This window comes from Vibrio marisflavi CECT 7928, from assembly GCF_921294215.1.
GTDB lineage: Bacteria > Pseudomonadota > Gammaproteobacteria > Enterobacterales > Vibrionaceae > Vibrio > Vibrio marisflavi.
In genome coordinates this window covers 17,918-36,421 of sequence record NZ_CAKLDM010000003.1, presented here as the reverse complement: position 1 = coordinate 36,421, position 18,504 = coordinate 17,918, and the positions used below count along the sequence as shown (strand labels likewise).

Genomic DNA, 18,504 nt, shown 5'->3' with positions numbered 1-18,504 from the left:
CCTAGCAAATCTTCGATACCTCAAACTAGATGGATTAAAGGTATTTACATGGATTCTTCAGTGACTAAACAATTTGGGTACACCTTTTATGGCTTCTAGACAATCATTTCCCCTCAAGCTACTAAAAATGCCGCTATCGCTACTGGTAAAGGGAAGCATTGTTCCCTCCAAGCCAATAGCAGATGCCAACATTGATCCAAACAAACCCATTATTTATGTTTTTCCTTTTCGTTCAAACGCAGACGTACTTACTCTCGACAAACAGATCCGAACGGCTGGCCTTCCTAGTCCGTATGACCCGCTAGAAATACAAGGAAAATCATTTCGACGCTATGGTTTCATCGGTGCAAACCCATCCGCTAGCAGTGACGACCAGTACATTTCCCAGCATTCCGTTTCGCTTTTTTCACAACTACTAGAGCTACATAAACTGGATTCTGAACTTGATGTTCAAGTGGTACCCGTAGCAATCTTGTGGGGAAGAAAACCTGATAAGGAAAACCGCCCAAAGCCTTACCTTGAAGCGCTCAATCCATTTCAGAAATTCAAAGCTGTATTACTTTCAGGTCGAGATTGCTTAGTAAGAATCAGCTCTCCCGTTTCGCTTCGGTATATGGCTGATGCTCATGGCACCGACAAAAAAATCGCACAAAAGCTCGCGCGTGTTGCTCGGATCCACTTTTCTAGGCAAAAGCTAGCCGCATCCGGGCCTAGTCTGCCTAACCGACAGGAGCTTTTTGAACGCTTAATTCGCTCTCAAACAATCAATTTAGCGATACAAGAAGAGTCTAGAATAAAAAATATCTCTACCGAACAAGCAGAAAAAGAAGCAAGAAAAATATTAGATGAAATTGCTGCTGACTTTTCTTACTCGCTAGTTAAAAAAGGTGAACGGGTATTGGGCTGGCTATGGAACCGAATTTATCAAGGCATCCAAGTAAGCAATGCTTCAACTGTGCGAAGGCTTGCCCAGGAAGGGCACGAAATCGTTTATGTTCCGTGTCATCGCAGCCATATGGATTATTTACTACTTTCATATGTGCTGTACAAAGAAGGCATGGTTCCTCCACATATCGCAGCCGGTATTAACCTCAACTTCTTCCCTGCTGGCCCTATTTTTCGTAAAGGAGGCGCATTTTTCCTTAGACGCTCTTTCAAAGGTAACAAACTATACTCAACCATATTTCGGGAATATCTAGCCGAGCTATTTTCCAAAGGCTACTCCGTAGAGTTCTTTAGTGAAGGTGGCCGCTCACGAACAGGGCGACTCCTCGAAGCAAAAACTGGCATGCTCGCAATGACCATTCAAGCGATGTTACGCGGCCTTCACCGACCAGTGACATTAGTACCTGTTTATATTGGCTACGAACACGTTATGGAAGTAAGTAGCTATGCAAAAGAGCTACGCGGTAAAAACAAAGAAAAAGAGAATGTCGGATTAGTTTTAAGGACGATCAAGAAACTACGCAATTTCGGCCAAGGCTATGTCAACTTTGGTGAGCCGATTTCCCTTAATGTATACCTTAACGAGCATGCGCCTAACTGGATGGATGACGTTGATCCTAATAACGTCGAAAAGCCACTGTGGTTAACACCAGTGGTCAATCAACTAGCATCCAATGTAATGACACGAATTAACGACGCTGCAGCTGTCAACGCACTCAATCTGTGCGCCACTGCATTGCTTGCCTCCCGTCAAAGAGCCTTATCTCGCAATACATTGATGAGTCAGCTTGATTGCTATTTATCACTTCTCAAAAATGTCCCATTTTCTTCCACCTATACCGTACCAAATGAAGATGCAGAGGCATTGCTTAGCCATGCTCAATCTCTTAACAAATTTGTGATTGAAAAAGACTCGCTAGGAACCATTTTTTCTCTCGACCGTCGTCAATCGATATTGATGACATACTACCGGAACAATATCATTCACTTGCTCGCTCTACCTTCACTTGTCGCGCAACTGATCGTGCAACACCAAAAGCTTTCTTTGAGTGATCTACAACAGCACGTTCGAACAATTTATCCATTTCTCCAGCAAGAGTTGTTCATCAGTATTGCTCCTGAACAAATAGATGCATGGGTCGGCAACTGTATTGCCGAACTCAAACAGCAACACCTTGTCAATCAGCGTTTAGAAACCATCTCGATTAATAAAGCAAATACCCAGCCTTTGGTTTTACTTGGCAGAACGATTTCCGAAATGCTACAACGCTACGCGATTGCCGTGAATATACTGATTTCTAACCCTAAAGTGACTCGTTCAGATCTTGAAAGCAAGAGCCAAGAAATCGCGCAACGCTTAGGGCGATTACATGGAATAAATGCACCTGAGTTTTTCGACAAAAAGGTCTTTTCGGTATTGTTTATGACATTAAAACAGCAACACTACATTAAGGCTGATGGTCAATGTGATATAGAGAAGAGCCAAAATTTAGCCGAGCTACTGTATATTTCTCTCAATTCGGAAGTGAGACTGTCTATCCAAGAAAGCTTATATCAGTATTCTCAAAGTCAGAGATAGTAGTGAGATCATAGAGCAGCAGACGCTGCTCTATTGTTTTTTATAGGAAAGCGATCAACAACCCTGCGGCAATGACCATGCCGACGTAATTGTTGTTGAGAAAAGCCCGGAAGCAAAGATCGTGCTTACGGTGTCGGATCAGTTGCTGCTGGAATGCGAACAAAGCAGCAACAATCAACAAGCTCCAGTAAAAGCTAGCGCCGAGGTTGTACACTACTCCCAAATTGATCAAAAGACCTAAAGTCACAAGCTGTAGAGCGCCAATAATCAGCTTATCGAATCGTCCAAATAATATCGCAGTCGATTTGATGCCAATATTTAGATCATCATCTCTGTCTACCATCGCATATTGCGTGTCGTAAGCTACCGTCCACAAGGCATTAATTAGAAAAAGATACCATGCCATCATTGGAACTTCATTCGCTTGCGCTGCCCACGCCATCGGAATTGACCAACTAAAAGCAAGGCCAAGCACGAGCTGGGGCAAATGAGTTACTCGCTTCATAAATGGGTAGATGAAAGCCAACGCAATGGCAACGAATGACAACTTAATCGTGAGCGCATTCATGGTGAGCACTAAAGCAAAGGCAAGTAGGCCTAATATAACAAACAGTGCTATCGCTTCTTTGCTAGAAATGGCTCCAGAAGGCATTGGCCTTCCTTTGGTTCTTGCAACATGACCATCAACTCTACGGTCTGCAAAATCGTTGATTACGCAGCCTGCTGAACGCATAAGCACTACGCCAACAGCAAATACGAATAATACTTTTAAACTGGGTAGCCCTTGGGCAGATACAATTAGAGCCCAAAGCGTCGGCCAAAGTAACAACAGTGAGCCAATGGGTTTATCCATGCGCATTAGCTGCCAATACGCTTTCGCCTTAGCGGCTGTCATTAATTTGCCTCCTTCGAGTAAATCGGACATTCAGGTAAAAATAGCTCAGCCACCAACATAGGCCTTTCATTGATCCATAAACGCGAACGTCTCGCCAAAAACTTGCCTTGTTCAGTTTCGGCCCAGCCTACTTGCAAAGCATCTCGATGAACATCCTCAGAGTTAAAAATAGTGACTCCAAGAGGGACTTCACCTTGCTGCTTGAAGTCATGCCCTCGACACTCTAGAGAACTTTCAGGGATCAAAGTTCGACCCAATACCCAAGGCACGGCATCGCCGCATAACACGACTTTACGTAGTAAGCACTGTTCATAGCTAAGCAGTTCAATCTCTTGCTTGTTTAATCGCTCTGCTTTAACCACTTTGTTATGCAGTAAATCCACCGTTAAGTCTTGGCAGTTGCTCCTCAATAGGTGTGACATAGAGCCCCTTTCTAACAACCAACGTTCAGATAAAGAGTTTGGAAAGCAAAAACTTTCTACTGACTGCCAATTTACTTGGCGTAATGCACTAAGATAAAGAGAGGTTGATTGATTCATACTGGTATTCTATAAGTAACTCTATCGTCATTCGACTTAAGCTTTGATATCTGGTTGTCTCGTTAGTTTCAATAACTTAACTGAATGAAATTCACGATTGGCACCCTATTGTAACAAGACTCTAGTGATACAAGTATCGAGATTAAAAAAGACAAGTTATCTATGTTTAAACGTTATTTCGTCATGATGGCTATCGCCGTAAGCACTTGCTTTCCCGCTTTCGCAGAACAAGAAAGTGCACCCAAACTTGCGTATTTTACTTTGGAGCCGGATCTAACTACAAATTTTTTCACTCAAGGTAAAAAACTTGGCTATATTCAAGTCCGTATCGACATAATGGTTGCCAGTACAACTGATCTGCCCATTATAGAGCTGCACCAACCTCTAATCCGAGACGCCGTCATCGAATTATTGGGTAAGCAATCGGAAGATACGATAAAAACGCTGTCTGGCCGAGAAGACCTGCGAAAAACCTTAGTGGAACATCTCAATGAAATTCTGCTGCCAGAAACAGGCAGAACAGTCATCGCTGATCTTCTCTTTACGAAGTACTTATATCAATAAAGCGCTAGCTTTGCTGATATTTCTTTTTGCTTATATCGATAAAGGCGATTGCAATTCCCGACACTAACCCAACTAGGTGAGCGGTATTCGCAATCGCCATAAATGGTTGCATGAAACCTAATACCAGCCAAATTAGCATAAACACAACTAGGGACTTTTGTATATGCAGCCCAAGGTGAGGTGCTTTATAACTCATTATCCAAAGATATCCAAGGCAAGCATACACAACTCCGGATAAACCACCGAAGTTTGCACCTTCAATCCAAAATTGACCCAAGCCAGAGAATGCTGCAGATATCAAAAATAGCTGGATCATTTTTTTCGATCCTAGTTTTTTCTCAATATCACCACCTAAATACCACCACCAAAGTAGGTTAAAGGTTATATGCAAAATAGAGAAATGGAGAAGAGCATGGGTGAACCAGCGCCACAACTGGCATTGCTGGCTAGTACTATCGGGAAAGTGAAGCGCATTAAATATCGTGGTACCCATACCAAGCTGTGACATGACAAAAATAACGATACAAATTAGCATCGTTAATAGAGTAAATGGGCCAGCTTTAGCTTTTATCAATGCGATTAGGCTAGGTGAAGAGTAACTTAAGACGTTTTTACGTGATTCAGCCATGTCCCATGATGCCGCTTGATATTTGCCATCATTCGGGTTGGATATGAAATGCTTTAGCTCAGATTCCACCTCAATTTGGTGCTGGGAATCCGACAACCATAAAGCAAATTGACCATCACCTTCCGGCATCATTTGGATCTCTATGTCGCGAGATGCCATATAATCGATAAACGCTTGCGCCATCCTCGGATCACGTAAAACAATCAGCCTAACCATGAATACTCTCTAACTTTGTTCAACAGGAAGATTGGCACGTTGCCAAGCCTCGAAGCCACCATCGACACTATACACCTGCTCAAAGCCTTGGTTAACCAAATATTGTGCAGCACCTTGACTGCTTACTCCGTGGTAACACATAACCAGAATAGGAGTGGCAAACTCATTTTGATTCATGAATTCGACCAAACTGTCATTGGTAAGGTGAAATGCAGACTCAGAGCGAGCTTGATTGAAGGATTGAGCGTCACGAATATCGACTAACTTCGCTTCGCCTTGCTCCAATAGTAAGTGCGCATCATTTACGTTGATATGTTGAAACTGGTCCAAAATAATTCCTCTTGCTTGGCAGGCCTTTTTGTTCGTTAAGTGTAACCTATCCAACGCTACGCAAATACATTGCTAGAGCAGGGTTATCCACCATTGATCAATTAATCATCATTTGTGGATAAATCTGTGAGTAGTGTGAATAAAGTGGCTTTGGATCAGATCTAACACAATATATAGTAATGATCCTTACTTATATGTGCATAAATTTATAATTATCCCCAAATCAAAACCCGCCGACAGCCTTTATTAGCACAGGTTTTTTCCCGTTCACAAAAAAATTTGTCACAGACTTACCCACAGTTGCCACATCAGTCAAGATCCAATTTCGTGGATCTTTTGTTTCATCAATTACATGATGGAGAGCCACCACACAAGATATAAAATCAATAAATTCATAGCATAAGTGGCATATCCACTATGAATATTTATGTGATAATTTAAGATATATATGAAAAAACCGAGATCGAATGATCTCGGTTCCATCGGATTATTTCGCGTTCTTGCTATGTGCTGGTTAGCTTAGAATTCTCCAACCGCTAGCTTAAGTTTTTTCATCGCATTCTTTTCTAGTTGTCGAATACGTTCAGCAGAAACACCGTAAGTTTCAGCAAGCTCTTGCAGAGTAGATTTCTCATCATCTAGCCATCTAGAGCGTACAATGTGTTGGCTGCGTTCATCTAAGCTAGCCAATGCTAATCCAAGACGATTATTAGTGTGCGCTTCCCAGTTTGCCGCTTCTACGTTATCTGCAACGTCCGACTGTTTATCTTCAAGATAAATCATCGGCGCTGTATAAGAAGTGCTAGAGTCGTCATCTTCAGAAGGCATTTCAAACGCTGCATCTTGAGCCGCAAGGCGGGATTCCATCTCGCGAACTTCCGAAGGCTCAACACCAAGCTCACGAGCAACCGTCTCGACTTCGCCGTTGTTAAACCAACCTAAACGCTTTTTAGACTTACGAAGGTTGAAGAATAGTTTACGCTGTGCTTTTGTTGTCGCAATCTTCACGATGCGCCAGTTACGCAACACATATTCATGGATTTCAGCTTTAATCCAGTGAACAGCAAAAGAAACCAGACGAACGCCAACTTCTGGGTTGAAACGCTTCACTGCCTTCATCAAGCCGATATTACCTTCCTGAACTAAATCTGCCATTGGTAAACCATAACCAGAATAACCACGAGCAACATGTACTACGAAGCGAAGATGCGACAAAATAAGTCCTTTTGCTGCTTCTATCTCACCGTTGTAATGTAACCGTTCTGCTAAGCTACGCTCTTCTTCAGCTGTCAGCATTGGATAGCTGTTTGCTGAACGAATATAGCTGTCTAGGCTATCTTGGGTAACTAAAGCAACTGGATATGCTTGGCTTGTCATTCAATTCCTCAATCTATATTTTGATATAGCGTTTTTATATCCCACTAAGCTTGAACCGAATATGAACAAGATTCAAGCAGGGAAAGTTATTATGCATAATCTTTAGCTCTATACAAGAGCTAAAGTATGGTCTTACATCGACATGTCAATCGTATGACAAATGTACTCTAAACGGGTTCAATTTCTTTTAAGTGACGCTGAGCAGAAACCTTAGCAGCAAGGCATCCTAAAAGTACTCCAAGCATCAATAAGATAACTGACTCTTCAAAGCCCAACCCGACCAAATGGAATTGGCTATCGTACAGTTTCGCCAATTGTTCGACACTACTATTAAGCAAAATTGTGATAATAAATGTGAAAAGCCAAGCAATCACAGCCCCAAGTAGGCCAAACCATAAACCAGAATATAAATACGGCCTCAAAATGTAACCATCTGTTGCCCCGATCAGCTTCATGGTCTGAATCGCTTCTTTATTGGCAAGAACATTAAACCTCAGCGTATTTCCGACAATCAAGAAGACCGACATAAGCATTAGTACAGATAAGATAACAACAATAGACACAACAACCGTTCGAATTGCATCTAAACGAGTTAGCCAGTCTTGATCCATTCTCACATCAGTGACATCCTGCTCACCCTTTAACTTCTGGGCTAACTGATCAATAACCTGCTTATTGTCTTGATTCGGAATCACTTCAAGTACACCTGGCAATGAGTAGTCATCCAATAGGCTTATAGCCTGATTAAAACCAGAGTACTTGCTTAAATCGGCTAACCCTTGCTGTGGCGAAATATAGTTAACTTTCTTTACTTCACTCCAGCTCTCTATCTTATCCTTAAGAACCATCGCCCGAGCATCGGTCGCTTGATCGTTGAGATAAACACTCACCTGTGCAGAGTTATTGACATTACTTGCAGCCAAGGCAATGTTTTTGCCTATCAAATACAAGCATGAAGGCATAGCTAATGCCATAGAGATAACCGCTAAGGTAAGAATGTTACCCAAAGGCCTTACCCACAGCTCAGAAAAAGACGCTTTAGCTTGCTTGATATGAACTTTAAAGAAACCGTCGGTTTTAGGGCCAGCAGCCATACGGCTATTCATGCCGCCTTTTCTTCTAATTTTAACGCCCATAATCTTCAACCTCGCTCAAGAACCCTTGGTTCAACTCAAGATGGCGATACTGAGGTCGAGTATTAACCAGGCCTATATCGTGAGTGGCAAGAAGTATTGTCACTCCGGCACGGTTAAATTCTTCAAAAAGCTTTAGTACGCGATTGGACAATTCTGGGTCGAGGTTTCCCGTTGGCTCATCGGCAAGAAGCAATGTGGGTCGGTTTACCACAGCTCTTGCGATACCCACTCTTTGCTGTTCCCCTCCAGATAGCTGGCTTGGCAGACAGCGCGCTTTATCTAATAGCCCGGTTTTATCTAGCGCAGCTGAGACACGCTTTCTTATATCCAGCTCAGAGATAGATTCAATGCGCATTGGCAAGGCGACGTTGTCGTAGATAGAACGATCCATTAACAAGCGATGGTCTTGAAAAACAATACCAATATTACGTCTAAGAAATGGGATATCTTTATTGGGGATCTGAGTAATATCGTGACCATTAAAACCTATCTTGCCATCCGTTGGACGCTCAATCGCGCATATCAACTTTAATAAGGTGCTTTTTCCGGCTCCAGAGTGCCCTCCAAGAAAAGCCATTTCACCTCGACGCAAGTGAAAATCAACTTTCTGCAAGGCTTGCCTTCCTCCTCGGTAAGCCTTACTCACTTGTTGAAAATGTATCACTCAGATTTCCCCTTTGCTTAAGTTACTTCAAACAGTCAGTTGCAGCCACTACTCTTCTCGGCTAAACAATGCTTCGATAAATTCTTGAGTCTCAAATGGACGGAGATCATCAATTCCTTCACCAACACCAATGAAACGAATTGGAATCTGAAATTGATCAGCAAGCGCAAAGATCACACCACCTTTTGCAGTGCCATCTAATTTAGTCAGGGTTATCCCTGTCAATGGCGCAACTTCACTAAAGAGTTTTGCTTGGCTAATCGCATTTTGTCCTGTACCAGCATCGAGAGTTAACATAATTTCGTGAGGTGCTGAGTCATCTATTTTTTTCATCACACGCACGATTTTACGCAACTCTTCCATCAAGTTGCTTTTGTTTTGTAGTCGTCCAGCTGTATCAGCAATCACCACATCAACACCTCGAGCAGTTGCAGCTTCAATCGCGTCGTAGATAACAGAAGCACTATCGGCACCAGTGTGCTGAGCAATCACAGGGACATGATTACGTTCGCCCCAAACCTGAAGCTGCTCAACGGCCGCTGCTCGGAAAGTATCCCCTGCAGCCAGCATCACTTTTTTGCCTTGAGCTTGGAACTGCTTAGCAAGCTTACCGATTGTGGTCGTTTTACCAACACCATTTACGCCAACCATCAAGATAACGTAAGGTTTTTTGCTTTCTTCGACGACTAATGGCTGCTCTACATGAGACAAAATTTCTGCCATCTCTTCTTTTAGCAAGCCATACAATGCTTCACCGTCTTTTAGATCTTGTCGTGAAGCTTTTTCAGTTAAGCTATCAATGATTTTTACCGTGGTGTTCATACCCACATCGGCGATCAAAAGTTGCTCTTCTAACTCTTCAAACAGCTCATCATCAATTTGTTTGCCTTTAAACAAGCCAAAGAAACCTGCACCGATGTTTGCTTTGGTGCGACTGAGGCTTCGTTTTAATCTTGCAAAAAAGCTTTCCGTTGGTTTCTCTTGCTCTTGAACTCTGGCCGGAGCTTCTGCTTCTGCTTCTGCTTCTGCTTCTGCTTCTGCTTCTGCTTCTGCTTCTGCTTCTGCTTCTGCTTCTGCTTCTGCTTCTGCTTCTGCTTCTGCTTCTGCTTCTGCTTCTGCTAGAGCAGTTTCTTCGGGTTGTGATTCTTGTTCAACGTTATCTTCAGGTTGAGCTTGCTCGACCTCTTCAACTTGTTGTTCTTGTTCGAGTTGTTCTGCTTGCGACTCTACTTTTTCTTCGTCACCAAAGCCAAGCCAAGAAAGTAATCCGCGCTTCTTTTTTTCCGTCATCTGGAGATATCCTAGATCTACTTATTCTAACTATGACTCTTTTCCTAAAGAATTATCTCGCCTTAAGAAAAGATAAATGACAAAGCCATGAAAACTTTCGCATTAGATTGAAAAGCTCTGTCATTGTACAATTTGGGGTATTGCCAACTGCGATGCACTTGGCAACTCGGTATAGTATCACTTTATTTGCGGTCAAAAAATCTATGGTAAAACGTCGCCAACAAAACACAGCTCACAAAACGTCATCCACAGGGCATGTCAGGATCATCAGCGGACTTTGGCGAGGCCGAAAACTGCCAGTACACGACGCTGAAGGATTAAGACCAACAACCGATAGAGTCAAAGAAACTCTATTCAATTGGATTGCTACTGATATTCCAAATGCTCGATGCCTTGACCTATTCGCCGGTAGCGGTGGTCTGGGGTTTGAAGCCGCTTCACGCCAGGCGGAAAAAGTCACGCTTATTGAGCTCAATAAACAAGCCTACCAACAAATTAAGAGCAATATTGATTCGCTAAAGGCAGACAATATCCATGTCGTTAATAGCGATGCACTTTCTTTTCTTGAGCAACCCGGCACACCCAATCATATCGTATTTATTGATCCACCCTTTAGACAAGGGTTACTTGAAAAAACCATGTCATTACTTGAATCAAACAATTGGTTGGCTCAAGATGCTCTGATTTACATTGAAACTGAAAAAGAACTGAGTTTAACTGGATTACCAAATAACTGGCAGTTGCACAGGGAAAAAGTGGCAGGTCAAGTCTGCTATCGATTATTTACAAGGACTTCTGAATGAAAATACTTATCTTGCTAGCAAAAGCTGCAATTGCGTTTGTCTGGTTAGTGCTCATCGCTAATGTTTTCCATCCGTTCCCGGGTAAAACGGCCATCGTATTATATATTATGACCGCATTCTTATTTATCATGCATGGCTTGCAGATGCTTATCTTTATAGGTGCGTTTGGCGATAAAATTAATATGACTCGCTGGGAGAAATGGTCAATTTTAGTGTTTGGTATTTTTTCTCTGCTCGATATCCGCAGAAAGCACATGACCTAATGTAAAAGGGCTAGACGCAAGTCTAGCCCTTTTAGCATCTGAGCGATTAACTTAGCCCACCACTTTATGTAAGTGCTCTATGTAGCTCAAAATGCCATTTAGGAACATTTGCACCGATATCATGAGCAGTAACATCCCCATTAACCTCTCTATCGCTGCAAGCCCTTTTGGACCCACAATTCTTTCGAACACTTCACCAAGAAGTAAAATCAACGACGATGCCGCCCAAGCAATAATCAGCGACAGTGCCAACTCACCAACTTGATGTGGTTTTTGGTGGGATATCAAAATCAACGTTGCCAATATTGATGGCCCTGCCAGCATTGGAATCGCCAAGGGGACGATAAAAGGCTCCTCACCTGCTGCTAACCCAAATGAGCCATCTTTACTCGGGAAAATCATTTTCAACGAAATTAGGAACAAAATAATTGCGCCAGAAATGGTAATCGCTTCTTGCTGGAGCGATAAGAAGTTTAAAATCCTTTCTCCAGAGTATAAAAAAAGCAACATTACAGCGAGTGCAAACAGAAGTTCACGAATTAATACAACTCGCCTTCTCTTTTTCTCTACATGACGTAATACGGATGAAAAAATGGGTAAGTTACCCATTGGGTCCATGATCAAAAACAGCATCACGGAGACAGAGATGATATCCATCTAACCACTCTTAGTAACTGATACAATTCTTAGTGCGAATATAGCAACAATAGATAGCCTTTTGCTAGATGTCATTCGATACATTCATGACAATTTGTCTCATTACCTCTCCATCGAACTACACAAAACTCACTCTCCACTCTAGATACATCACTAATTGGCACTTAGAGATCAAGATTACAATTTTCCTCCGATATCTAACGAAGGTATTGGTGAAAAAGCGCTAATTAACTAGGAATTGGAACAATGAAAGAAAAAATAAACAAAAATTATTTAATTATATATCATAAGCTTAATAATAAGTGATTGTATCGAGAACTACTATTCTAGCTACATAACCTCTAGTCCTGCTTATGACAAGAAAAGGTTAGGAAATTGTCAATTGCCTCACTTTAGGTTGAGAACCGTTATCGATAACGAACTTACAAACTAAAAAAACTAAATAATTTGGGCATATAACAACAACTTCTAGATCTACGCCTACTAAATATAAGCATCCTGAATAGAACATAAAATAGGCTTTATTTTATTATTTAATTTTCAATAACTTACAAGCACTACAAACCCAAAAAACGCAACTTGAACAAATTTAAATCTGACAGAAAAACCACAAAAAACATGTCATTTACAGGTAAAAATGCCGAACTAAAGTATCTAATTTACAAAATATAGCGCAAAAAGTTTGATTTACCCCAAAAAGTAATGCTAGTATATAAAACATACTTTCGTTAACCAATCTATAGGAGCAGTGCTATGATTTCTTCCTCGCAAAAACAAGGTCTTGTAATAATCGCCTTAATACTCAGTGCATTTACCGCACTGCCCTTGCTTTTCTAAGCAATACATAAAAACAAAAAAGGACGCTCCGATTGGCGTCCTTTTTTATTGGGTGAAATATAAGCTTTGTTTTAAAAGATCAACGTGGGTTAACAATGATGTGCCGAGTCAACTCGTCCCAATGAGCATAGTAAAAAGCAATCGCGATTAAAGTAATGAGTGTCATGAGAGTGATGGCGACTCGCCAGATAAAGCGACCACTTCTAGGCGTCAACTCACGCTCACAATCGTTACAGACTGACAGAAACTGACGTTCTATGTCTGACTGGTATTTATCCTCATGGACAACTTTGTCATAAGTCGAAGCAATGTAGCGCAATTTGTCAATCACATCATGAGGTAAACGCTCTTCACAGCTGGTGATAAGCTGATCTAGACCCTGCCCTTCAGCATGATACTGCAGCCTAAGTAACGACTCGATTTTACGCGTTCGTAGGATGACTTTCTCAATATCAGACATGGCTTCCCTCCATTTCCAATCGGCCTAATCTAATTGTTGGTTATAACTGGCTTTTTTTCTATATGCTTACGGGTAAATTTATGTAAATACTAATGCTTTTGTAGCTGAGGTAACTTTATTGAAATCACTGATGCTGCCAGCAAGAAGGCAAAAGAAACCCAAAGGCACGGAACAATACCACCCAATTGAAATACCCAACCCGAAAGAACAGTACCAACTAAACGCCCCATCGCATTCGCCATGTAGTAAAAGCCGACATCAAGTGATACGCCATCTCCTTTTGCATAGCTAACAATAAGGTATGAATGCAGTGACGAGTTGATAGCAAACACAGCTCCAAATATCATCAAACCAACAATAATAACGGCTTCTGGCTGCCAACCTATTTGCACCAAGTAAGCGATAACGCCCGTGATCACTGACAATACTAAGGCCCACACCAACACGGCTCGCCCATCTGGCACATGACCTTTCTCCTTGCCGGTGATTCTTGGTGCGCCCCCCTGAACAACGCCATAAGCCATCACCCAGACAGCTATGAATCCACCGACTAACAGATGGTCCCAACCAAATACGCTGCCAAGATAGATAGGTAGCGCCACAACAAACCAGACATCACGGGCACCAAATAAGAACATTCTTGCTGCAGAGAGTGTGTTGACTGATTTAGATTTGGAAAACAGGTGACGAAATTTAGGCTTGCTTTTCGCTTTCCCCAAGTCACTCTCTAGAAACACTAAACTGCACACAAAGACAATAGTGAGCACTCCCGCCATGATCATAACGGCGAGTTTGAAACCAACGAAGGTAAGCAGTAAACCACCTAAGAAGAATCCAACACCTTTTAAGGTATTTTTTGAGCCAGTTAGAATGGCGACCCAACGGTAGAGAGCATTTTGCTGTTCATCTGGTACTAAAGATTTGATCGCACTTTTAGCGCTCATCTTATTTAGGTCTTTAGCTATTCCAGAGATTGCTTGAGCGGCCATAACCCAAGGTATGACAAGCCAATCGGTGGGTACAGCCAGCATAGACAAGGCTAATATCTGCATCGCCAAGCCAATATTCATGGTCCGGTTGAGGCCCATCCTTGCCCCTAACCAACCACCAATCAAATTGGTTACCACACCAAAAAACTCATAGAAAAGAAACAGTGAAGCAATTTCTAGTGTGGAGTAACCGAGATCATGGAAGTACAACACCACCAGCATTCTCAACGCGCCATCGGTTAACGTAAAATTCCAATAGTTAAACGTCACTAAGATGTATTGCCTAACACGCTTGTCCAAGGTAGATATCATATCTCTGTACTTTTCTATGCTAAGCCGACTTTACGCACCAACTCAGCCGTTCGAGTTGCGTACCCCATCTCGTTGTCGTACCAAGCGTAGATCTTAACCATGCGCGTTCCTACAACCATAGTTGAGAGCGCATCGACGATAGTTGAACGTTGATCGCCTTTATAATCTATCGAAACCAATGGCCTCTCTTCATAACCAAGGATACCTTTTAGCTCTCCTTGTGATGCCTCTTTTAGCAAAGCGTTCACTTCTTCTGCTGTGGTATCGCGCTTCACATCAAAAATAATGTCTGTGAGCGATGCATTAGCAAGTGGCACTCGCACGGCATGACCATTAATCTTACCTTTCAGCTCAGGAAATATTTCCACTATAGCCGTTGCGCTTCCCGTCGTGGTCGGGATTAAGTTTGTTCCACAAGCGCGAGCTCGGCGCAAATCTTTGTGTGGCGCATCCAAAATAGTCTGGGTATTGGTTAAGTTGTGAATCGTAGTGAAAGATGATTGCTCAATTCCAAGCTTCTCATGAATGACTTTAACTACTGGAGCAATACAGTTAGTGGTACAAGATGCTGCTGTCACAATACGGTGCTTGGCTGGATCAAATATGTTGTCGTTGACACCCACAACAATATTAGCAATGCCTGACTCTTTCACTGGTGCAGAAACCACAACTCGTTGCACGCCTTGATCTAGGTATTTATTGAGGAAGGAAGTTTTTCTATGTACGCCCGTAGCTTCTATCACCACATCGCAATCGGACCAATCGACATCGTCAATATTCTTTTTCTGGAACGTTGCTACGCTTTTACCCGCAATATGTAATTTGTCGCCTTCACAGTGCACTTCATGGTGCCAACGACCTTGCACTGAATCAAACTCAAGCAGATGAGCCAATGTTGCTGCATCACCTGCAACATCGTTAATTTTAACAAACTCCAACTCTGGCCAATCAAATGCCGCACGCATCGCCAATCGACCAATACGCCCAAATCCATTAATTCCTACTTTTATACCCATAACATTTCTCTCCGAAGCTATTCGTTTTACTGGCAACAAACGGGTCTGTTTTTCATTGCCGCGATTCTATCGATGTCTAACTGATACTCATTTTTCAAACAATTCGAAGCCACAAGGTGCTCGATAAGCTTCTTTGTCCAGCCCGGAAGTTCAGTATTTAAACGGTAAAAAACCCACTGCCCTTGCCTTAAATCGACCAATACACCACTTGACCTTAGTTGTGCTAAATGACGTGAGATTTTGGGCTGACTCTCTTGCAAAGCCTCTGTTAATTCACCGACTGATAGGCACTGCTCATGGACAATTAGCATTAAACAGCGCACCCGTGTTTCGTCTGAAAGTAACTTAAAGAATTGGTGAGGCAACATACTTACATCTGCATATATGAATTTCCATATATATTGAACAATCAGTATCTACCAGTCAATAGATACTAGGAAGTGTCATAAAAGCTTCATTATCGCTCTACTGTTGAATTTATTGCTTATAGGCTCGACTTCATCCAGATACGCGAACATAATTCAAAGGTTTTCTTTCTTCTTCTATGAGTGATATGAGCCAGTCCAGCATGAAAAACCAAACACTTTTTACACAAGAGACCAATTTTGAAAAAGTGATAAATCACGCAGCAGCTGCGCTATGGGAAAACCGAGAAGAAGGATTTGCGACCTCACGCGTTGATAAAACTAAATTGTATTGGTGCAAGCTAACCTCAGCTGAACACCAAAAAGCAGTGGTCGTGGTAAACGGCAGAATCGAGTCAACTTGGAAGTACCAAGAGTTGTTCTATGAGCTCTTTATGCAAGGTTATGACGTGTACTCCTTTGACCACCGTGGACAAGGGCTATCGGAGAGGCTAATAAAGGACAAAGAAATGGGATATGTCTACGACTTCAACGATTATGTTGAAGACATGTCCCACCTGTTGAAAACATTTGATTTAGCCCACTACGACAAAAAGTATTTGCTCGCTCATTCAATGGGATCAACTATCAGCACTCGATACATGCAAACATACACCAATCACATATTTGACGCCGCATGTTTGGTTGCCCCTATGTATGGCGTCCCCATGCCTGTATGGTTGAAACCAATCGCGATTCCATTGACACAAATCATCACGGCATTTTATCCAAAAACGAATTATGCACCCGGCTATAGTCGATATCAGGCCAAGCCATTTAAAGGCAATTTATTGTCACAAAGTGAGCTACGTTATCGCTGGTTTAGAGATCTCTACGAATCCAAACCTGAGCTAAAAGTAGGCGGTCCCAGCATTCGTTGGGTATGGCAAGGTCTAATGGCTGCCAAACAGTGTTTGCAAATGGCAAGACATATTCAAATACCAGTGCAGATTATTCAGGGAAAAGAAGACCGGATTGTGTCGAATAAAAGTCAGTTAGCCTTTTTTCAGCGACTACAGAAAGAGAACAGCAAAGCTGAGTTTATCGCAGTTGAAGGCGCAAAACATGAATTAATGTTTGAGAAAGACAGTTGTCGAAATCAGGTATTAAATTCACTGCTGACCTTTTTTACTAAACATTAAAATGGGAAAAAATCTGTAGAACTTTTACCCTCTTTTTCTAGCAATAAATGGCGTACACTGGAATCGTACCCAAGCCAGTTTAAAATAACGACAGCACTCTTTAGAGGACTACATGACCAATAATGACAATACTGCTCCCTTTCGCATCGTAGCATCAGATTTAGATGGCACTTTACTTCAACCAAACCACCAATTAAGCGACTTTACTAAACAGACCTTAAAGCAGCTCCATCAAGCGGGCTACACGTTTGTCTTTGCGACAGGTCGCCACCATGTCGATGTCGCTGGAATTAGAGAACTTGCAGGTATTCCTGCCTATATGATCACGTCGAACGGTGCTAGGGTACACGATATCAATGACAACCTGCTTTTTAGTCACAACGTGCCTGAGAGCCTAGTACAAGGTATTGTTGATGTCGTCAAAAACGAATCCGAGATAAAAATTCACATCTATCAGAATGATGCATGGCTAACGAGTAAAGCAGATGAAGAGCTGAAGAAATTCAACGAGTCTTCAGGCTTCAGCTTTGAGATCTTTGACGTAAATAACGCGCCTACGAACGGTATTTCCAAGATTTTCTTTACGCATGAAAGCCATGATTACTTAGTTCAGTTTGAGAACATTATCAACGAACGCTTTGCTGGCCAAGTTAACGTTGCGTTCTCTACGCCTTGGTGCCTAGAAGTAATGGGCGCAGGTGTATCAAAAGGCGAAGCGCTAGAAGTCGTAGCCAAGAAACTCAGCCACTCTTTGGAAAACTGTATTGCCTTTGGTGATGGTATGAATGACGTCGAAATGCTAACCATGGCAGGGAAAGGTCTAGTAATGGGTACTTCGCATGAAAAGGTATTCAAAGCACTACCAAACAATGAAGTCATTGGGGCTAATTCAGAAGATGCTGTCGCACAATACCTCAAGCAGCACCTTTTAAATAACCAATAGCAATGAGAGCCTATAAAAGCTAACCATTGTAGTGAATACACATTATCGCCTGCCATTCTTGCTCGCTGACTGGTATAATGGACAGGCGGTTACCTCTTTTGACCAAGGGCATATCTGCTAGCTCGGGCATCGACTTCAATACGCTAAGTGGAATGAGGTTATCTAGCTTACGAACAAATTCCACATCGACCATCACCCAAGTTGGATTATCCGGATCTGATTTAGGATCGTAATAGTGACTTTCAGGATCGAAAGCAAAGTGATCAGGATAGGCTTCTCTTACGACCTTCGCAATACCTGCAATTCCTACATGCTTGCACGACGAATGATAGATAAACACCAAGTCTCCTTGCTTAACATTATCTCTCATCATATTCCTTGCCTGATAATTTCTAACCCCCTCCCAACATGAAACTTTTTCTAATAGTAACGTATCGATTGAGTAGTCATCCGGTTCGGTTTTAAACAACCAATATGCCATAATAGACTCCAAGTCGTCTGATAATAAGAGATAT

General features: G+C 42.1%; 20 protein-coding genes. 6 read left to right on the top strand and 14 right to left on the bottom strand.

Features of this window, described 5'->3' with window-relative positions:
• Positions 1 to 88 precede the first annotated feature (88 nt).
• Positions 89 to 2,524 (top strand): glycerol-3-phosphate 1-O-acyltransferase PlsB, encoded by a 2,436-nt coding sequence (gene plsB / locus L7A31_RS20350; protein ID WP_237363644.1) that lies wholly within the window; start codon positions 89 to 91, stop codon positions 2,522 to 2,524.
• A 40-nt stretch (positions 2,525 to 2,564) separates the two neighbouring features.
• Here the strand turns inward: plsB and ubiA are convergent, their stop codons facing one another.
• The gene (gene ubiA, locus L7A31_RS20345) at positions 2,565 to 3,419 is read right to left on the bottom strand and encodes a 4-hydroxybenzoate octaprenyltransferase (RefSeq protein ID WP_237363643.1); all 855 of its coding nucleotides are present in this window, start codon (positions 3,417 to 3,419) and stop codon (positions 2,565 to 2,567) included.
• Positions 3,419 to 3,958, bottom strand: a complete 540-nt coding sequence (locus tag L7A31_RS20340) for a chorismate lyase (protein WP_237363642.1) — start codon at positions 3,956 to 3,958, stop codon at positions 3,419 to 3,421. The genes ubiA and L7A31_RS20340 overlap by 1 nt, the downstream gene beginning before the upstream one ends.
• A gap of 162 nt (positions 3,959 to 4,120) precedes the next feature.
• On the opposite strand from L7A31_RS20340, the gene L7A31_RS20335 reads away from it, so the two are divergent.
• On the top strand, positions 4,121 to 4,522 hold the full coding sequence (locus L7A31_RS20335) for a flagellar basal body-associated protein FliL (protein WP_237363641.1): 402 nt from the start codon (positions 4,121 to 4,123) through the stop codon (positions 4,520 to 4,522).
• Between the two features lie 4 nt (positions 4,523 to 4,526).
• On the opposite strand, the gene glpG is transcribed toward L7A31_RS20335, so the two are convergent.
• From glpG to ftsY, 6 genes are all read right to left on the bottom strand, one after another.
• Positions 4,527 to 5,366, bottom strand: coding sequence for a rhomboid family intramembrane serine protease GlpG (gene glpG / locus L7A31_RS20330; protein WP_237363640.1), 840 nt, complete (start codon positions 5,364 to 5,366; stop codon positions 4,527 to 4,529).
• 9 nt (positions 5,367 to 5,375) lie between these two features.
• A complete protein-coding gene (glpE, locus tag L7A31_RS20325; protein ID WP_237363639.1) occupies positions 5,376 to 5,696 on the bottom strand; it encodes a thiosulfate sulfurtransferase GlpE in 321 nt (106 codons plus the stop codon).
• Between the two features lie 519 nt (positions 5,697 to 6,215).
• The gene (gene rpoH / locus L7A31_RS20320; RefSeq protein ID WP_237363638.1) at positions 6,216 to 7,073 is read right to left on the bottom strand and encodes an RNA polymerase sigma factor RpoH; all 858 of its coding nucleotides are present in this window, start codon (positions 7,071 to 7,073) and stop codon (positions 6,216 to 6,218) included.
• Between the two features lie 167 nt (positions 7,074 to 7,240).
• Positions 7,241 to 8,209, bottom strand: a complete 969-nt coding sequence (gene ftsX / locus L7A31_RS20315) for a permease-like cell division protein FtsX (RefSeq protein ID WP_237363637.1) — start codon at positions 8,207 to 8,209, stop codon at positions 7,241 to 7,243.
• Positions 8,199 to 8,873 (bottom strand): cell division ATP-binding protein FtsE, encoded by a 675-nt coding sequence (gene ftsE / locus L7A31_RS20310; RefSeq protein WP_237363636.1) that lies wholly within the window; start codon positions 8,871 to 8,873, stop codon positions 8,199 to 8,201. The genes ftsX and ftsE overlap by 11 nt, the downstream gene beginning before the upstream one ends.
• Positions 8,874 to 8,921: 48 nt before the next feature.
• Entirely contained in the window at positions 8,922 to 10,163 is a 1,242-nt protein-coding gene (gene ftsY / locus L7A31_RS20305; protein WP_237363635.1) for a signal recognition particle-docking protein FtsY, read from the bottom strand.
• 203 nt (positions 10,164 to 10,366) lie between these two features.
• On the opposite strand from ftsY, the gene rsmD reads away from it, so the two are divergent.
• Positions 10,367 to 10,966: a 16S rRNA (guanine(966)-N(2))-methyltransferase RsmD gene (rsmD, locus tag L7A31_RS20300; RefSeq protein ID WP_237363634.1), complete on the top strand. Its 600-nt coding sequence runs from the start codon at positions 10,367 to 10,369 to the stop codon at positions 10,964 to 10,966.
• On the top strand, positions 10,963 to 11,229 hold the full coding sequence (locus L7A31_RS20295; RefSeq protein ID WP_237363633.1) for a DUF1145 domain-containing protein: 267 nt from the start codon (positions 10,963 to 10,965) through the stop codon (positions 11,227 to 11,229). The genes rsmD and L7A31_RS20295 overlap by 4 nt, the downstream gene beginning before the upstream one ends.
• Before the next feature lie 51 nt (positions 11,230 to 11,280).
• Here the strand turns inward: L7A31_RS20295 and L7A31_RS20290 are convergent, their stop codons facing one another.
• The 5 genes from L7A31_RS20290 to L7A31_RS20270 form a co-directional block, all read right to left on the bottom strand.
• Positions 11,281 to 11,886, bottom strand: coding sequence for a YhgN family NAAT transporter (locus L7A31_RS20290; protein ID WP_237363632.1), 606 nt, complete (start codon positions 11,884 to 11,886; stop codon positions 11,281 to 11,283).
• A 916-nt stretch (positions 11,887 to 12,802) separates the two neighbouring features.
• Positions 12,803 to 13,183 carry a DUF4145 domain-containing protein gene (locus L7A31_RS20285; RefSeq protein ID WP_237363631.1) on the bottom strand — a complete coding sequence of 127 codons (381 nt, stop codon included), beginning with the start codon at positions 13,181 to 13,183 and terminating at the stop codon, positions 12,803 to 12,805.
• An 89-nt stretch (positions 13,184 to 13,272) separates the two neighbouring features.
• Complete coding sequence (gene arsJ, locus L7A31_RS20280; RefSeq protein ID WP_237363630.1) at positions 13,273 to 14,484, bottom strand: organoarsenical effux MFS transporter ArsJ; 1,212 nt, start codon at positions 14,482 to 14,484, stop codon at positions 13,273 to 13,275.
• Positions 14,485 to 14,498: 14 nt separating this feature from the next.
• Positions 14,499 to 15,500, bottom strand: coding sequence for an ArsJ-associated glyceraldehyde-3-phosphate dehydrogenase (locus L7A31_RS20275; RefSeq protein WP_237363629.1), 1,002 nt, complete (start codon positions 15,498 to 15,500; stop codon positions 14,499 to 14,501).
• Positions 15,501 to 15,526: 26 nt separating this feature from the next.
• Positions 15,527 to 15,868 (bottom strand): metalloregulator ArsR/SmtB family transcription factor, encoded by a 342-nt coding sequence (locus tag L7A31_RS20270; protein ID WP_237363628.1) that lies wholly within the window; start codon positions 15,866 to 15,868, stop codon positions 15,527 to 15,529.
• A gap of 185 nt (positions 15,869 to 16,053) precedes the next feature.
• Here L7A31_RS20270 and L7A31_RS20265 point away from each other — a divergent pair, with 185 nt between their 5' ends.
• Positions 16,054 to 17,046 carry an alpha/beta fold hydrolase gene (locus L7A31_RS20265; RefSeq protein WP_237363627.1) on the top strand — a complete coding sequence of 331 codons (993 nt, stop codon included), beginning with the start codon at positions 16,054 to 16,056 and terminating at the stop codon, positions 17,044 to 17,046.
• A 112-nt stretch (positions 17,047 to 17,158) separates the two neighbouring features.
• Positions 17,159 to 17,989, top strand: coding sequence for a Cof-type HAD-IIB family hydrolase (locus L7A31_RS20260; protein WP_237363626.1), 831 nt, complete (start codon positions 17,159 to 17,161; stop codon positions 17,987 to 17,989).
• Positions 17,990 to 18,008: 19 nt separating this feature from the next.
• Here L7A31_RS20260 and L7A31_RS20255 read toward each other — a convergent pair whose 3' ends face one another.
• Positions 18,009 to 18,470: an EVE domain-containing protein gene (locus L7A31_RS20255; RefSeq protein WP_237363625.1), complete on the bottom strand. Its 462-nt coding sequence runs from the start codon at positions 18,468 to 18,470 to the stop codon at positions 18,009 to 18,011.
• Positions 18,471 to 18,504 lie beyond the last annotated feature (34 nt).

Bases quoted from the DNA above. Each gene is read 5' to 3' on its own strand.
- plsB (WP_237363644.1), top strand. From the start codon at position 89: ATGGCTTCTAGACAATCATTTCCCCTCAAGCTACTAAAAATGCCGCTA.
- ubiA (WP_237363643.1), bottom strand. From the start codon at position 3,419: ATGACAGCCGCTAAGGCGAAAGCGTATTGGCAGCTAATGCGCATGGAT.
- L7A31_RS20340 (WP_237363642.1), bottom strand. From the start codon at position 3,958: ATGAATCAATCAACCTCTCTTTATCTTAGTGCATTACGCCAAGTAAAT.
- L7A31_RS20335 (WP_237363641.1), top strand. From the start codon at position 4,121: ATGTTTAAACGTTATTTCGTCATGATGGCTATCGCCGTAAGCACTTGC.
- glpG (WP_237363640.1), bottom strand. From the start codon at position 5,366: ATGGTTAGGCTGATTGTTTTACGTGATCCGAGGATGGCGCAAGCGTTT.
- rpoH (WP_237363638.1), bottom strand. From the start codon at position 7,073: ATGACAAGCCAAGCATATCCAGTTGCTTTAGTTACCCAAGATAGCCTA.
- ftsX (WP_237363637.1), bottom strand. From the start codon at position 8,209: ATGGGCGTTAAAATTAGAAGAAAAGGCGGCATGAATAGCCGTATGGCT.
- ftsY (WP_237363635.1), bottom strand. From the start codon at position 10,163: ATGACGGAAAAAAAGAAGCGCGGATTACTTTCTTGGCTTGGCTTTGGT.
- rsmD (WP_237363634.1), top strand. From the start codon at position 10,367: ATGGTAAAACGTCGCCAACAAAACACAGCTCACAAAACGTCATCCACA.
- L7A31_RS20295 (WP_237363633.1), top strand. From the start codon at position 10,963: ATGAAAATACTTATCTTGCTAGCAAAAGCTGCAATTGCGTTTGTCTGG.
- L7A31_RS20290 (WP_237363632.1), bottom strand. From the start codon at position 11,886: ATGGATATCATCTCTGTCTCCGTGATGCTGTTTTTGATCATGGACCCA.
- L7A31_RS20285 (WP_237363631.1), bottom strand. From the start codon at position 13,183: ATGTCTGATATTGAGAAAGTCATCCTACGAACGCGTAAAATCGAGTCG.
- arsJ (WP_237363630.1), bottom strand. From the start codon at position 14,484: ATGATATCTACCTTGGACAAGCGTGTTAGGCAATACATCTTAGTGACG.
- L7A31_RS20275 (WP_237363629.1), bottom strand. From the start codon at position 15,500: ATGGGTATAAAAGTAGGAATTAATGGATTTGGGCGTATTGGTCGATTG.
- L7A31_RS20270 (WP_237363628.1), bottom strand. From the start codon at position 15,868: ATGTTGCCTCACCAATTCTTTAAGTTACTTTCAGACGAAACACGGGTG.
- L7A31_RS20265 (WP_237363627.1), top strand. From the start codon at position 16,054: ATGAGCCAGTCCAGCATGAAAAACCAAACACTTTTTACACAAGAGACC.
- L7A31_RS20260 (WP_237363626.1), top strand. From the start codon at position 17,159: ATGACCAATAATGACAATACTGCTCCCTTTCGCATCGTAGCATCAGAT.
- L7A31_RS20255 (WP_237363625.1), bottom strand. From the start codon at position 18,470: ATGGCATATTGGTTGTTTAAAACCGAACCGGATGACTACTCAATCGAT.